The organism is Pseudomonas thermotolerans DSM 14292, assembly GCF_000364625.1.
Classification (GTDB): domain Bacteria; phylum Pseudomonadota; class Gammaproteobacteria; order Pseudomonadales; family Pseudomonadaceae; genus Aquipseudomonas; species Aquipseudomonas thermotolerans.
In genome coordinates this window covers 175,539-188,599 of sequence record NZ_KB822600.1, presented here as the reverse complement: position 1 = coordinate 188,599, position 13,061 = coordinate 175,539, and the positions used below count along the sequence as shown (strand labels likewise).

Here is a 13,061-nt window from a genome sequence, read left to right as displayed (position 1 = left end):
CCGAGTATTTGAGTCAACTATAAGACCGATTATTTTACTCAGGATTGAAATCGAGAGGGAGCTAATGATAGCAGACCCTCCGGCCTGCGCGCATCAGGCCGCCGGCTTGCCGTCCGAGGCGTCCTTGACCTCGGCGAAGTCCTCGTCGCGCAGCGCCGGCAGCTCCTTGGCGCAGTAGTCGCTGCCGAGCGCCTTGAGGGCGGCGCACATGCCTTCCAGACGGTCGTCCACCGAATGCAGGTGATCGAGCAGCTGGCCGATGGCCCGCGCCACCGGATCGGGCATGTCCTGGCTGACGCCGTAGGCGTCGAAGCCGAACTTCTCGGCGATCGCCTGGCGCTTGGCTTCCTGCTCGGCATCCGGCTTGACGATGATCCGCCCCGGGATGCCGACCACGGTGGCCCCCGGCGGCACCGCCTTGGTAACCACCGCGTTGGAGCCGATCTTCGCCCCGGCCCCCACGGTAAAGGGGCCGAGGACCTTGGCTCCAGCGCCGACCACCACGCCGTCCTCCAGGGTCGGATGGCGCTTGCCCTTGTTCCAGCTGGTACCGCCCAGGGTGACACCCTGATAGAGGGTGACGTCGTTGCCGATCTCGGCGGTCTCGCCGATCACGATGCCCATGCCGTGGTCGATGAAGAAGCGCCGACCGATCTTCGCCCCGGGATGGATCTCGATGCCGGTCAGCCAGCGACTGAAGTTGGAGACCAGGCGGGCCAGCCACTTCCAGCCGAAGTTCCACAGGGCGTGAGCGACGCGATGCAGCCAGACCGCATGCAGGCCCGGGTAGCAGGTCAACACCTCGAAGGCGTTGCGCGCTGCCGGGTCGCGATGAAACACGCTCTGAATGTCTTCCCGCATACGCTCGAACATCACTTGTCTCTCCTCTTGTGGGGCAGTCCGCGAGCAACCGCCTGGGTCTCGGTCAGAATGCCGCGCAGCAGGTTCAGCTCCTTCCGCTCGATCCCCGCACGACCGTACAGGCGGCGCAGACGCGACATCAGATGACGCGGACGCGCGGGATCGAGGAAGCCGATCTCCACCAGAGTGCTCTCCAGATGGGCATAGAACAATTCCAGCTCATCGGCGGTGACCTTCTGGTCGCCGCGCAGGTTGCTCTGCATCTTCTCCGGAATCGCCGGCAGCTGCTCGGCCGCCAGCCAGCTCATGCGCACCTCGTAGGTCAGCACCTGGACGGCCGCCGCCAGGTTCAGCGAGCTGAACTCCGGATCGGCGGGGATGTGCACGTGATAGTGGCAGCGTTGCAGCTCCTCGTTGGTCAGCCCGGCGTATTCGCGACCGAACACCAGCGCCACGCGACCGCCTTCGGCGGCCTGGCGCACCGCCTGCTGCCCGCATTCGCGCGGATCGAGCAGCGGCCAGGGGATGTGCCGGTCACGGGCGCTGGTGCCCATCACCAGGGCGCAGCCGGTGATGGCCTCCTCCAGGGTAGCGACCACCCGGGCGGCGGCGAGGATGTCGTCGGCGCCCGAGGCACGCACGGTCGCGTCGGGATGGGGGAAACTGCGCGGTTCCACCAGCACCAGTTCCGCGAGGCCCATGTTCTTCATGGCACGCGCGGTGGCGCCGATATTGCCGGGATGGCTGGTATTGACCAGAACGACGCGAATGTTCTGCAGCACGCGAGCACCCGTGGGGACATCGAAAAAGGGCGTAAAGCTTACAGAAGCCCCGGAACGAACGCCACGCATCGCACGAGCGGAGCTTCTGGCCGCCGGCTTTTCTGCTAGAATGAGCGGCTTTCTTTAACGACCCAGGTGAGATTGTCCATGCAGCCCATGCTGAATATCGCGCTGCGCGCGGCACGCAGCGCGTCAGAATTGATTTTCCGCTCCATCGAACGCCTGGATACCCTCTCGGTCAACGAGAAAGAAGCCAAAGACTACGTCAGCGAAGTCGACCGCGCCGCCGAGCAGACCATCATCCACGTGCTGCGCAAGGCCTACCCCACCCACAGCTTCCTCGGCGAGGAAGGCGGCCTGATCCAGGGCAGCGGCGAAGGCGCCGACTACCAGTGGATCATCGACCCCCTGGACGGCACCACCAACTTCCTGCGCGGCGTACCGCACTTCGCGGTGAGCATCGCCTGCAAGTACCGCGGCCGCCTGGAGCACGCCGTGGTGGTCGACCCAGTGCGTCAGGAGGAATTCACCGCCAGCCGCGGCAACGGCGCCGCGCTGAACGGCCGCCGCCTGCGGGTCAGCAACCGCAAGAGCCTGGACGGCGCCCTGCTGGGCACCGGTTTCCCGTTCCGCGACGGGCAGCTCGACCACCTGGACAACTATCTGGGCATGTTCCGCAGCCTGGTCGGCCAGACCGCCGGCATCCGCCGCGCCGGCGCCGCCAGCCTGGACCTCGCCTACGTCGCGGCGGGTCGCTTCGATGCGTTCTGGGAATTCGGCCTGTCCGAGTGGGACATGGCGGCCGGCGCCCTGCTGGTTCAGGAGGCCGGCGGTCTGGTGAGCGATTTCAGCGGCGGTCACGAGTTCCTCGAGAAGGGCCAGATCGTCGCCGGCAACACCAAGTGCTTCAAGGCCGTACTGACCGCCATCCAGCCCCACCTGGCGCCCTCGATGAAGCGCTGACCCCCGCCACCACCCCTCCCGCGCGGCAGGCCCCTCCCCGGCCTGCCGCACCCTCGCCCTAGCGAGTCACTGTCACTTCACCAGCAGCACCGGCACCGGCGACTCGTGCACCACCCGGGTAGCCACCGAGCCCATCAGCAGGTTGCCCAGATTGCTCATCCCGCGCGTGCCCATCACCACGGTGTCGCACCCGTAGGCCTTCACCGCCTGGACGATCTCGTGGACCACCTCGCCGAACACCGCGTGGGTATCGAAGCGGATGCCGCAGTCACCGAGCAGCGCGCTCGCCTCGTCGATGATGCCCCTAGCGTGGGCCATGGCACCCTCGCGCATACGCTCCAGCATGTCGCTGGGCACGTAGTCGCCGTAGATCTTCACCGGCGACTGCACGTTGAGCACATGCACCTGGAGCTGCGGATAGTCCTCGACCAGCCTGCCGAGGTAGTGAATAGCTCGCTTGGCCGGTTCCGATCCGTCGAAGGGAAGCAGGATGTTGCGCATGGAAGACCCTCTCGTCGCCGTAATTGCTGAATGACTGTTGGGGACATTGTCACGGCTCGGGCGCCGCGTCCCTTGACCTGGATCAAGCGGCCCCGCCACGGGCAAGGCCGCCTTCCGGCGCCGGGAACGCGCATCTTGCAGTCTAGAGCAGGCCGCGGGGCCCACGGGAAAGCGGCGAAGAGCGCAGACGCCTGCCGCGCGGGGGACTGGCAGGCGTCCGGCTTGAGGGGATGGGTGTTACTGGGCGTCGGCGCGGGTCAGCACCAGCTGGCCGTTGGCCACCGGGATCTGCCGGCCCGGATCGTGGTCCATGCGCACCTGGCCGACCTTACCGTCCAGTTGGTATTTGACGTCGTAGCCGACCACCTTCTCGCTGGTGTCGGTCACCGTCTGGCAGCGGGTTTCGGTGGTGGTGTAGGTGTCACGCTGCTGCATGCCTTCCTGGACCTTGTTGCCGGCATAGCCGCCACCCACGGCACCGGCCACGGTGGCGATCTTCTTGCCGGTACCGCCACCGATCTGGCTACCGATCAGACCGCCGGCGACCGCGCCGATCACCGTGCCGGCGATCTGGTGCTGGTCCTTCACCGGGCGCTGCCGGGTGACCGCCACTTCCTTGCAGACTTCCCGCGGGGTCTTGATGGTTTCCTTGACCGGCTGCACAGCAAGCACTTCCGCGTACTCGGGGCCACTGCCGACCAGGTTGTAGGTGGCCACGGCACCGCCTGCGGTAACGCCTACCGCCCCCAGCACAGCACCAACGAGCATAGATTTGTTCACTTGCACCTCCTGGCTGTCAGTCACGGCACTCATGAAACATCCATGAGCGCGCATTCCTGGCCTTGGACTGGCGGGCGGCGGCCAAGTTCCTCGGCCGCCGCCGCAGGTGAACGGCATGTGACGAGGCGCAAGGCCTCAGGGACGGCCATCCACCTCTTCGTTGACGGCCGGGGGGATGAGATCTTCGGAGGTGAGCTTCAGCCAGACCAGCACGGTGGCACCGATGTAGACCGAGGAGTAGGTACCCACCACCACGCCGACCAGCAGGGTCAGCGCGAAGTTGGCCAGGGTGTCGCCGCCGAACAGCAGCAGGGCGATCAGCGCCAGCGCGGTGGAGAACGAGGTGGCCATGGTGCGCAGCAGGGTCTGGGTGATCGAAATGTCGATGTTCTCGATCAGGCTGGCCTTGCGCAGCACCCGGAAGTTCTCGCGGATGCGGTCGTAGATGATGATGGTGTCGTTCAGCGAGTAGCCGATCATCGCCAGCACCGCAGCCAGCACGGTGAGGTCGAAGGGGATCTCGAAGAGCGCCAGCACCCCCAGGGTGATCACGGTGTCGTGGAACAGCGATGCCACGGCGCCAACGCCGAACTTCCACTGGAAGCGGAAGGCCAGGTAGACGAGGATGCCGCCGAGGGCCAGGAGCATGGCCAGGCCGCCCTGGTCGCGTAGCTCCTCGCCGACCTGCGGGCCGACGAACTCAACGCGCTTGAGCTCGAAGGCGACGTCCGGGTCGAGCTTGTGCAGCGCCTCGGCCACCTTGCTGCCCAGCTGCGGGTCGTCGCTGGCCAGACGCACCAGCACGTCGGTGGAGGCGCCGAAACTCTGCACCACGGCATCGGTGTAGCCGGCCTGCCCCAGCTCGGCCTTGATCCGTTCCAGGTCGGCGGGCCGCTCGTACTGCAGCTCGATCAGGGTGCCGCCGGTGAAGTCCAGGCCGAAGTTCAGGCCCTTGACGATCAGCTCACCGATGCCGATCAGGGTCAGGACCACGGTGACGGCGAACGCGAGGTTGCGGATCGCCATGAAGGGAATGGTTTTCTTGATCATGGCCTTGCCTCAGATCCACAGCTTCTTGAAGTTACGGCCACCGAAGATCAGGTTGACCATGCCACGGGTGAACATGATCGCCGTGAACATCGAGGTCAGGATCCCCAGCGACAGGGTGACGGCGAAGCCCTTCACCGGGCCGGTACCCAGAGCGAAGAGGATGCCGCCCACCAGCAGGGTGGTGAGGTTGGAGTCGATGATCGCGGTGTAGGCGCGGTCGAAGCCCTCGTGAATCGCCCGCTGCACCGACAGGCCATTCTTCAGCTCCTCGCGGATGCGCGAGTAGATCAGCACGTTGGCGTCCACCGCCATGCCCAGGGTCAGCACGATGCCGGCGATGCCCGGCAGGGTCAGGGTGGCACCGATGATCGACATCAAGCCGACCAGCAGGACCAGGTTGAAGGCCAGCGCGACGGTGGCTAGGAAGCCGAAGAACTTGTAGATCACCAGGATGAACACGGACACGAAGATCATCGCCCACCAGGTGGACTCGATGCCCTTGGCGATGTTCTCGGCGCCCAGGCTCGGGCCGATGGTGCGTTCCTCGGCGAAGTACATGGGCGCCGCCAGGCCGCCGGCGCGTAGCAGCAGGGCCAGCTCGGAGGACTCGCCCTGGCCGTTCAGGCCGGTGATGCGGAACTGACTGCCGAGCGGCGACTGGATGGTCGCCAGGCTGATGATCTTCTTCTCTTCCTTGAAGGCCGATACCGGCACCTCCTTCTCGACGCCGTCGACCACCTGCTTGACGTAACGGGTCACCGGCTTCTGCTCGATAAAGATCACCGCCATGCTGCGCCCCACGTTGTTGCGGGTGGCGCGGTTCATCAGCTCGCCGCCGTGGCCGTCGAGGCGGATGTTGACCTGCGGGCGGCCGTTCTCGTCGTAGCTAGCCTGGGCGTCGGTCACCTGGTCACCGGTGATGATCAGGCTGCGCTCCAGAGCCACTGGGGCACGGCCCGGCTCGCGGAACTCGAAGTATTCGGTGGTGGCCCGCGGCGCGTCCGGAGTGGCCGCCAGGCGGAACTCCAGGTTGGCGGTCTTGCCGAGGATGCGCTTGGCTTCGGCGGTATCCTGCACCCCGGGCAGCTCGACCACGATGCGGTTGGCGCCCTGGCGCTGCACCAGCGGTTCGGCCACGCCCAGTTCGTTGACGCGGTTGCGCACGGTGGTGAGGTTCTGCTTGATGGAGTACTCGCGGATCTCCGCCAGCTTGGCCTGAGTCAGGCTCAGGCGCAGCACCTGCAGACCATTGCGCTCGGCAGTGGTCATGTCGAAGTCTTGGTAATCCTTGCGGATCAGGCTCTGCGCCTTCTCCAGGGATTCGCTGTCGGCGAAGCCCAGCTGGATGGCGCCACCGGCCTGCGGCATGCTGCGGTAGCGGACCCGCTCCTTGCGCAGCAGGCTCTTGATCTCGCCCTCGTAGACCTTGCGGCGGGCATCCAGAGCCTTGTCCATGTCCACCTCGAGGAGGAAGTGCACGCCGCCGGAGAGGTCGAGGCCCAGCTTCATCGGCGAGGCGCTCAGGTTGCGCAGCCACTGCGGAGTGGTCGGCGCCAGGTTCAGGGCCACCACGTAGTCGTCGCCGAGCAGGCGGCGGGCGATGTCCTTGGCCGGCAGCTGGTCTTCCAGGCGGGTCAGGCGGACCAGGCCGCTCTTGCCGTCCTCGCTGAGACCCTGCGACTTGACGGTGATGCCCGCCTCGGCGATGGCCTTGCCGACGCGCTCGACATCGGCCTGCTCGATGCGCAGCGCCGTGCTGGCGCCGCTGATCTGGATGGCCGGATCATCCGGAAAAAGGTTGGGAGCGGAATAGACCAGGCCGATCGCCAGCACCGCCAGGATCAGCAGGTATTTCCACAGGGGGTATTTGTTCAGCATACGCCGTCCGCTTATGACACGGGGCGCTCTTGCGCCCCGTCGATTGTTGACAATGTATGGATCAGATCGCTTTCAGCGTGCCTTTCGGCAGGGTGGCGGCAATCGCGCCCTTCTGGAACTTCAGTTCGACGTTGTCGGACACCTCGACGACCACGAAGTCGTCGGCCACCTTGGTCACCTTGCCAGCGATGCCGCCGGAGGTCACCACCTCGTCACCCTTCTGCAGGCTGGCCAGCAGGTTCTTGTGCTCCTTGGCACGCTTGGCCTGCGGGCGCCAGATCATCAGATAGAAGATCACCAGGAAGCCGATCAGGAATATCCATTCGAAACCGGTACCGGCAGGGGCTGCGGCCGGGGCTGCGGCATCCGCGTAGGCAGCGGGGATCAGAAAGCTCATAGTGGACTCCTGTGACAAGATCGTGGGTAGTTGTTCTTTCTTTAGGCCAACGGGGGCGTCGGCAGGCCGCGTCGGGCATAGAAGGCGTCGACAAAGGCGGCCAATGTACCCTGTTGAATTGCCTCGCGCAAACCAGCCATCAGGCGCTGGTAATAGCGCAAGTTGTGGATGGTATTCAGCATGCTGCCGAGCATTTCGCCGCACTTGTCCAGATGGTGGAGATAGGCGCGGGAGAAATGTTTGCAGGTGTAGCAGTCGCAGCTCGGATCCAGCGGCGAATCGTCGTGGCGGTGCACCGCATTGCGGATCTTCAGCACCCCGCCCTTGATGAACAGGTGGCCGTTGCGGGCGTTGCGGGTGGGCATCACGCAGTCGAACATGTCCACCCCGCGGCGCACGCCCTCCACCAGATCCTCCGGCTTGCCGACGCCCATCAGGTAGCGCGGTTTGTCGGCCGGCATCTGCGGCGGCAGGAAGTCCAGCACGCGGATCATCTCCTCCTTCGGCTCGCCCACTGACAGGCCGCCGATGGCCAGACCGTCGAAGCCGATGTCGCAGAGCCCGGCCAGGGAGCGCAGGCGCAGCTCCTCGTGCATGCCGCCCTGGACGATGCCGAACAGCGCGGCGCTATTGTCGCCGTGGGCAGCCTTGGAGCGCGCCGCCCAGCGCAGCGACAGCTCCATGGAGCGCTGCGCGGTCGCGAAGTCGGCCGGATAGGGAGTGCACTCGTCGAAGATCATCACGATGTCCGAGCCTAGGTCGCGCTGCACCTGCATGGACTCCTCGGGGCCCATGAACACCTTGGCGCCGTCCACCGGAGAGGAGAAGTACACCCCCTCCTCCTTGATCTTGCGCAGCGCGCCCAGGCTGAACACTTGGAAACCGCCGGAGTCGGTGAGGATCGGTCCCTGCCATTGCATGAAGTCGTGCAGGTCGCCGTGGCGCCTGATCACCTCGGTGCCGGGGCGCAGCCAGAGATGAAAGGTGTTGCCGAGAATGATCTGCGCACCTATGGCCTCGATGTCGCGCGGCAGCATGCCCTTGACGGTGCCGTAGGTGCCCACCGGCATGAAGGCCGGGGTCTCGACCACCCCGCGGGGGAAGGTCAGGCGCCCGCGCCGGGCCTTGCCGTCGGTGGCGAGCAGCTCGAAGGTCATGCGGCAGGTGCGACTCATGGGCGTTCCTCCGGCCCGCGCGGCGCGGGATTGCGAGTGATGAACATGGCATCGCCGTAGCTGAAGAAGCGATAGCCTTCCGCCACGGCCGCCGCGTAAGCCGCCATGGTTTCCGGGTAGCCGGCGAAGGCCGAGACCAGCATCAGCAGCGTGGACTCAGGCAGGTGGAAGTTGGTGACCAGAGCGTCCACCACGTGGAACGGCCGCCCTGGGTAGAGAAAGATGTCGGTGTCGCCGCTGAAGGCCTTGAGCACCCCATCCCGTGCCGCGCTCTCCAGGGAGCGCACGCTCGTGGTGCCGACCGCGATCACCCGGCCACCGCGGGTCCGGCAGGCGGCCACCGCGTCCACCACGTCCTGGCCGACCTCAAGCCACTCGTGGTGCATGCGGTGCTCCTCGACCTTCTCGACGCGCACCGGCTGAAAGGTACCGGCGCCGACGTGCAGGGTCACGAAGGCCTGCTCGACGCCTCTGGCGCGGATCGCCGCGAGCATCTCCTCGTCGAAGTGCAGCCCGGCAGTGGGCGCCGCCACGGCGCCGGCACGCTCGGCGTAGACGGTCTGGTAGCGTTCGCGGTCGGCATCCTCGTCGGGCCGGTCGATGTAGGGCGGCAGCGGCATGTGGCCGACCCGTTCGAGCAGCGGCAGCACCTCCTCGGCGAAGCTCAGCTCGAACAGGCTGTCGTGGCGGGCCAGCATCTCGGCCCTGGCGCCGCCGTCGATGTCGATCACGGTGCCGGGCTTCGGTGGTTTGCTGGCACGCACGTGGGCGAGCACCCGGTGGCCGTCCAGCACCCGCTCGACCAGCACCTCGACTCGTCCGCCGCTGGCCTTGCGGCCGAACAGCCGGGCCGGGATCACCCGGGTGTTGTTGAACACCATGAGGTCGCCGGGGCGCAGGTACTCGAGCAGGTCAGTGAAGTGACGATGGGCCAGTGAGCCGGTGGGACCGTCCAGCACCAACAGGCGGCTGGCACGGCGTTCGGCCAGAGGATGACGCGCGATCAGGGCCTCTGGCAGGTCGAAATGGAAGTCGGCAACACGCATGATGAAGGGTCGTTTCGCAGGGCGGCGAAGTTTAGCGGAATGCGCGTATTTTGGCCACGCGGGCCGATTGACCATCCCCGGAGGGGCCCCCTATACTCCGCCGCCATCATGCCCCGGTGGCGGAACCGGTAGACGCGGCGGATTCAAAATCCGTTTCCGAAAGGAGTGGGAGTTCGAGTCTCCCCCGGGGCACCATCTTCATGCCGAACGGCATTCCCTACCGCTCGACAGAGCCGATTCCAGAGCCCTTCCGCCCCTGCCGCCCGTCGCAGTCGCCTCCCTGTGTCCAACGAGGCTTGTAATTTCGCGCGAACATGGCGTAGAGTGCCCTCAGCTGTGTTTGCATGGGTCGCTTTGAACCGTGGCCTGGTGCGGCAGATCGCGAGATTTGCTTCATCCCGTTCCCGATCGACGTATTTATCTCTGCAAAACCAGTCCAGACCTCTTCCTTCGCTGTCAACGAAACGCTGAAGAAGAGGCTGTCATCAACTCAAGCTTCAAGGAAACAAGATATGTCGAATCGTCAGAACGGCACCGTCAAGTGGTTTAACGACGAGAAAGGTTACGGTTTCATCACTCCCGAGAGCGGTCCGGATCTGTTCGTACACTTCCGCGCCATCGAAGGCAACGGCTTCAAGAGCCTGAAAGAAGGCCAGAAAGTCAGCTTCGTAGCCGTCCAAGGTCAAAAAGGCATGCAAGCCGACCAGGTACAGATCCTGGGCTGATTTGCCGCCGAACGAAGAGCCTCTGATGGGGACATCAGAGGCTTTTTTATGCCTGGAACTTTTGCAATGGCCAAACACCACCGACTGCGCCCCGAAGGCGACTTCCCTCCCGCCGGCCTGCTGCGCCGCCTGGCCGCGATCTTCTACGACAGCCTGCTATGCATCGCCCTGCTGATGGTGGTGACGCTGATCTACAAGCTGATCCAGATGGCCATCGTCGGCGAGCAGCGCCTGCGCCAGCTGAGCGACTCCGGAGCCCTGGACGGCGACCCGCTGCTCAGCACCATCCTGCTCATCAGCCTGTTCGCGTTCTTCGCCAAGTTCTGGACCCACAACGGCCAGACCCTGGGCATGCAGGTGTGGGGCGTGCGCGTGCAGAACGCCGACGGCACCGCCATCGACCTGTGGCAGGCGCTGCTGCGCTTCCTGATTGCCATCGCCTCCTGGCTGTGCCTGGGACTGGGCTTCTTCTGGTCGCTGTGGGACAAGCAGAAGCGCTGCTGGCACGACATCTATTCGGAAAGCCGCCTGGTCCGGCTGCCCAAGGGCATCCACAAGAAATAGGCCGCCGCGCTCGAGCTGCCCGGCCCTTCGCCCTCCTTTCCCGCCCCCAGAAATGCAAAACGGCTCCCGCGCCATCCGTTCGGGAGCCGTTTTTTATCGCGCCTGAAGAAGCGGCGGATCAGCCCGCCCGGCGCAGCAGCCAGAGCCCGGCCAGGGCGCAGACGGCGCTGGGGATCAGCACCGCTAGCAGCGGCGGGAAGCCGAACACCTGGCTGGAGGGCCCCAGCAGGTCCTGGGCGATGCGGAATACGAAGCCCACCAGCACGCCAGTGAACACCCGCTGGCCGAGGGTCACCGAACGCAGCGGGCCGAAGATGAAGGAAATCGCCATCAGCACCAGGGCCGCGGTGACCAGCGGCTGCAGCACCTTGGTCCAGAACGCCAGCCAGTAGCGGGCGTTGTTCAGGCCCTGCTCGCCCAGGTAGTGGATGTAACGCCACAGACCGGTGATCGACAGCGCCTCGGGTTCCATCACCACGGTGCCGAGCAGCTGCGGGCTGAGTTCGACGTCCCAGCGCTCGCTGGGCACCTTGACCACCTCAGTGCTGCGCTCCTGGAAATGGGTGGTGGCCACGTCGTTGAGCTCCCAGTGGTCGCCCTGGTATTCGGCGCGACGGGCGAAGCTGGCCGACAGCAGACGGCGCTCGGCGTCGAACTGGTAGCGGGTCACGCCGACCAGCAGGCCGTTGGGCTGCACCGAGTTGATGTGCACGAACTCGTTGCCCTGGCGGTGCCAGAGACCACGCTTGGCGCTCTGCGCCTCGCCGCCGCCCTGGGCCATGGAGCGGCTGGCCTGGGCGTGGTTCTCGGTCCAGGGCGCCACGTACTCGCCAATCAGGATGCCCACCAGCATCAGCACCAGCATGGGCTTCATCACCGCCCAGACGATGCGCCCGACCGACACGCCGGCAGCGCGCATGATGGTCAGCTCGCTGTGGCTGGCCAGGTTGCCGAGGCCGATCAGGCAGCCGATCAGCGCCGCCATCGGAAGCATCTCGTAGAGCCGCCGCGGGGCGGTGAGCAGCACGTACCAGGCAGCGTCGAGCAGGCCGTAGCCGCCCTCCACGTCGCCCAGCTCGTCGATGAAGGCGAACAGCAGCGCCAGGCCGACGATCACCCCGAGCACCGCGAGGATGGCGAGGAATACGTTGATGCCGATGTATCTGTCCAGCTTAAGCATGGGCCACCTCCCGCAGCGCGCGACGGCTGGCCAGCTTCAGGCGCAGCGGTTCCCAGAACAGCAGCAGCAGGCCGATGACCAGGAAGATGCCGTGCACCCACCAGAGCCCCAGCCCGGCGGGAATGCGTCCCTTGTCCAAGGCGCCACGCATGGCGATCAGCAGGGACAGGTAGCCCATGTACAGAAGGATCGCCGGTAGCAGCTTGAGGAAGCGGCCCTGGCGCGGGTTGACGCGGGCCAGCGGCACCGCCAGGAGGGTCACCACGAAGACCAGCAGCGGAATGGACAGCCGCCACTGCAACTCGGCGCGATGACGCTGGTCGTCGCTGCTCCACAGCTCGGAGGTGGGAATCGCCTCGCGCTCGCCGATGTCGGCGGCCACCTGCGGCCGCTCCAGGAGCATGCCGTAGGTGTCGTACTGGATCGCCCGGTAATCGGCCTGGCCGGGGTTGCCGTCGTAGCGGAAGCCATTCTCGAGAATCAGGTAACGGCTGCCGTCCGGCTGGATCTCCTGGCGCCCCGACTCGGCCACCAGCACCACGATGCCGCGCTCCTTCTTGCCGTCACGGGACACTCGCTTGTCGGAAATGAACACGCCGCCCAGCTCGCTGCGGTCGCCGGAGAGCTGCTCCACGTAGGTCACCCGGCTGCCGCCCTTCATGGACTGGAAGCGCCCCGGCACCAGGGTATCGAACTCGGTGAGGGCGTCCTGCTCGTTGAGGATACGCTCCACCTGGGCCACGCCCTGGGGCGCCAGGCCCAGGCTCAGCCAGGCCACCAGCAGGGCCACCAGGGTGGCCGGGCCGAGGGTATAGAGGAACAGTCGCTGCTGGCTCATGCCGGTGGCCGAGAGCACGGTCATCTCGCTGTCCAGGTAGAGCCGTCCGTAGGCCAGGAGGATGCCGAGGAACAGACCGAGCGGCAGAATCAGCTGCAGGAAGCCGGGGATGCGGTAGCCCATGATCAGGAACAGCACGCCTGGGTCCAGGGCGCCCTGGGCCGCCTGGGCCAGATACTTGATGAAGCGACCGCTCATGATGATCACCAACAGCACGGCACTCACCGCACTGAGGGTCACCAGCAACTCGCGGGACAGATAACGGAAGACGATCAAACCGGAAGCTCCAGGGTTGTCAGGCTCGGGCAGCTACGCTCAAAC

At 65.8% G+C, this 13,061-nt stretch carries 14 protein-coding genes and 1 tRNA gene; 4 read left to right on the top strand and 11 right to left on the bottom strand.

Annotation, left to right across the window (positions count from 1 at the left end):
• Positions 1-93 precede the first annotated feature (93 nt).
• Together cysE and trmJ are read right to left on the bottom strand one after the other, a co-directional pair.
• Complete coding sequence (cysE, locus tag H165_RS0102475; RefSeq protein ID WP_017937322.1) at positions 94-873, bottom strand: serine O-acetyltransferase; 780 nt, start codon at positions 871-873, stop codon at positions 94-96.
• The gene (gene trmJ / locus H165_RS0102470; protein ID WP_017937321.1) at positions 873-1,643 is read right to left on the bottom strand and encodes a tRNA (cytosine(32)/uridine(32)-2'-O)-methyltransferase TrmJ; all 771 of its coding nucleotides are present in this window, start codon (positions 1,641-1,643) and stop codon (positions 873-875) included. Before trmJ ends, cysE begins: the two co-directional genes overlap by 1 nt.
• A 147-nt stretch (positions 1,644-1,790) precedes the next feature.
• Here trmJ and suhB point away from each other — a divergent pair, with 147 nt between their 5' ends.
• Positions 1,791-2,606, top strand: a complete 816-nt coding sequence (gene suhB / locus H165_RS0102465; RefSeq protein ID WP_017937320.1) for a type III secretion system regulator SuhB — start codon at positions 1,791-1,793, stop codon at positions 2,604-2,606.
• 72 nt (positions 2,607-2,678) lie between these two features.
• On the opposite strand, the gene H165_RS0102460 is transcribed toward suhB, so the two are convergent.
• The 7 genes from H165_RS0102460 to queA form a co-directional block, all read right to left on the bottom strand.
• The gene (locus H165_RS0102460) at positions 2,679-3,107 is read right to left on the bottom strand and encodes a universal stress protein (RefSeq protein ID WP_017937319.1); all 429 of its coding nucleotides are present in this window, start codon (positions 3,105-3,107) and stop codon (positions 2,679-2,681) included.
• 237 nt (positions 3,108-3,344) lie between these two features.
• Entirely contained in the window at positions 3,345-3,887 is a 543-nt protein-coding gene (locus H165_RS0102455; RefSeq protein WP_026146300.1) for a glycine zipper 2TM domain-containing protein, read from the bottom strand.
• Between the two features lie 135 nt (positions 3,888-4,022).
• Positions 4,023-4,937, bottom strand: coding sequence for a protein translocase subunit SecF (secF, locus tag H165_RS0102450; protein ID WP_017937317.1), 915 nt, complete (start codon positions 4,935-4,937; stop codon positions 4,023-4,025).
• 9 nt (positions 4,938-4,946) lie between these two features.
• Positions 4,947-6,815 (bottom strand): protein translocase subunit SecD, encoded by a 1,869-nt coding sequence (gene secD, locus H165_RS0102445; protein WP_017937316.1) that lies wholly within the window; start codon positions 6,813-6,815, stop codon positions 4,947-4,949.
• 61 nt (positions 6,816-6,876) lie between these two features.
• Positions 6,877-7,212 carry a preprotein translocase subunit YajC gene (yajC, locus tag H165_RS0102440; RefSeq protein WP_017937315.1) on the bottom strand — a complete coding sequence of 112 codons (336 nt, stop codon included), beginning with the start codon at positions 7,210-7,212 and terminating at the stop codon, positions 6,877-6,879.
• Positions 7,213-7,253: 41 nt separating this feature from the next.
• Positions 7,254-8,369 (bottom strand): tRNA guanosine(34) transglycosylase Tgt, encoded by a 1,116-nt coding sequence (tgt, locus tag H165_RS0102435; protein WP_026146298.1) that lies wholly within the window; start codon positions 8,367-8,369, stop codon positions 7,254-7,256.
• A 14-nt stretch (positions 8,370-8,383) separates the two neighbouring features.
• Positions 8,384-9,433, bottom strand: coding sequence for a tRNA preQ1(34) S-adenosylmethionine ribosyltransferase-isomerase QueA (gene queA / locus H165_RS0102430; RefSeq protein ID WP_017937313.1), 1,050 nt, complete (start codon positions 9,431-9,433; stop codon positions 8,384-8,386).
• 110 nt (positions 9,434-9,543) lie between these two features.
• On the opposite strand from queA, the gene H165_RS0102425 reads away from it, so the two are divergent.
• From H165_RS0102425 to H165_RS0102415, 3 genes are all read left to right on the top strand, one after another.
• A tRNA-Leu gene (locus tag H165_RS0102425) sits at positions 9,544-9,628 on the top strand.
• 317 nt (positions 9,629-9,945) lie between these two features.
• Complete coding sequence (locus H165_RS0102420) at positions 9,946-10,158, top strand: cold-shock protein (protein WP_017937312.1); 213 nt, start codon at positions 9,946-9,948, stop codon at positions 10,156-10,158.
• A 66-nt stretch (positions 10,159-10,224) separates the two neighbouring features.
• Positions 10,225-10,722, top strand: coding sequence for an RDD family protein (locus H165_RS0102415; RefSeq protein ID WP_017937311.1), 498 nt, complete (start codon positions 10,225-10,227; stop codon positions 10,720-10,722).
• A 118-nt stretch (positions 10,723-10,840) separates the two neighbouring features.
• Here the strand turns inward: H165_RS0102415 and lptG are convergent, their stop codons facing one another.
• Positions 10,841-11,902 carry an LPS export ABC transporter permease LptG gene (lptG, locus tag H165_RS0102410; protein WP_017937310.1) on the bottom strand — a complete coding sequence of 354 codons (1,062 nt, stop codon included), beginning with the start codon at positions 11,900-11,902 and terminating at the stop codon, positions 10,841-10,843.
• Positions 11,895-13,016: an LPS export ABC transporter permease LptF gene (gene lptF, locus H165_RS0102405; RefSeq protein ID WP_017937309.1), complete on the bottom strand. Its 1,122-nt coding sequence runs from the start codon at positions 13,014-13,016 to the stop codon at positions 11,895-11,897. The genes lptG and lptF overlap by 8 nt, the downstream gene beginning before the upstream one ends.
• Between the last annotated feature and the right edge of the window lie 45 nt (positions 13,017-13,061).

Excerpts from the sequence above, each read along its gene's own strand:
- cysE (WP_017937322.1), bottom strand. The coding sequence starts at position 873 with ATGTTCGAGCGTATGCGGGAAGACATTCAGAGCGTGTTTCATCGCGAC.
- suhB (WP_017937320.1), top strand. The coding sequence starts at position 1,791 with ATGCAGCCCATGCTGAATATCGCGCTGCGCGCGGCACGCAGCGCGTCA.
- H165_RS0102460 (WP_017937319.1), bottom strand. The coding sequence starts at position 3,107 with ATGCGCAACATCCTGCTTCCCTTCGACGGATCGGAACCGGCCAAGCGA.
- secF (WP_017937317.1), bottom strand. The coding sequence starts at position 4,937 with ATGATCAAGAAAACCATTCCCTTCATGGCGATCCGCAACCTCGCGTTC.
- secD (WP_017937316.1), bottom strand. The coding sequence starts at position 6,815 with ATGCTGAACAAATACCCCCTGTGGAAATACCTGCTGATCCTGGCGGTG.
- yajC (WP_017937315.1), bottom strand. The coding sequence starts at position 7,212 with ATGAGCTTTCTGATCCCCGCTGCCTACGCGGATGCCGCAGCCCCGGCC.
- tgt (WP_026146298.1), bottom strand. The coding sequence starts at position 8,369 with ATGACCTTCGAGCTGCTCGCCACCGACGGCAAGGCCCGGCGCGGGCGC.
- queA (WP_017937313.1), bottom strand. The coding sequence starts at position 9,433 with ATGCGTGTTGCCGACTTCCATTTCGACCTGCCAGAGGCCCTGATCGCG.
- H165_RS0102420 (WP_017937312.1), top strand. The coding sequence starts at position 9,946 with ATGTCGAATCGTCAGAACGGCACCGTCAAGTGGTTTAACGACGAGAAA.
- H165_RS0102415 (WP_017937311.1), top strand. The coding sequence starts at position 10,225 with ATGGCCAAACACCACCGACTGCGCCCCGAAGGCGACTTCCCTCCCGCC.
- lptG (WP_017937310.1), bottom strand. The coding sequence starts at position 11,902 with ATGCTTAAGCTGGACAGATACATCGGCATCAACGTATTCCTCGCCATC.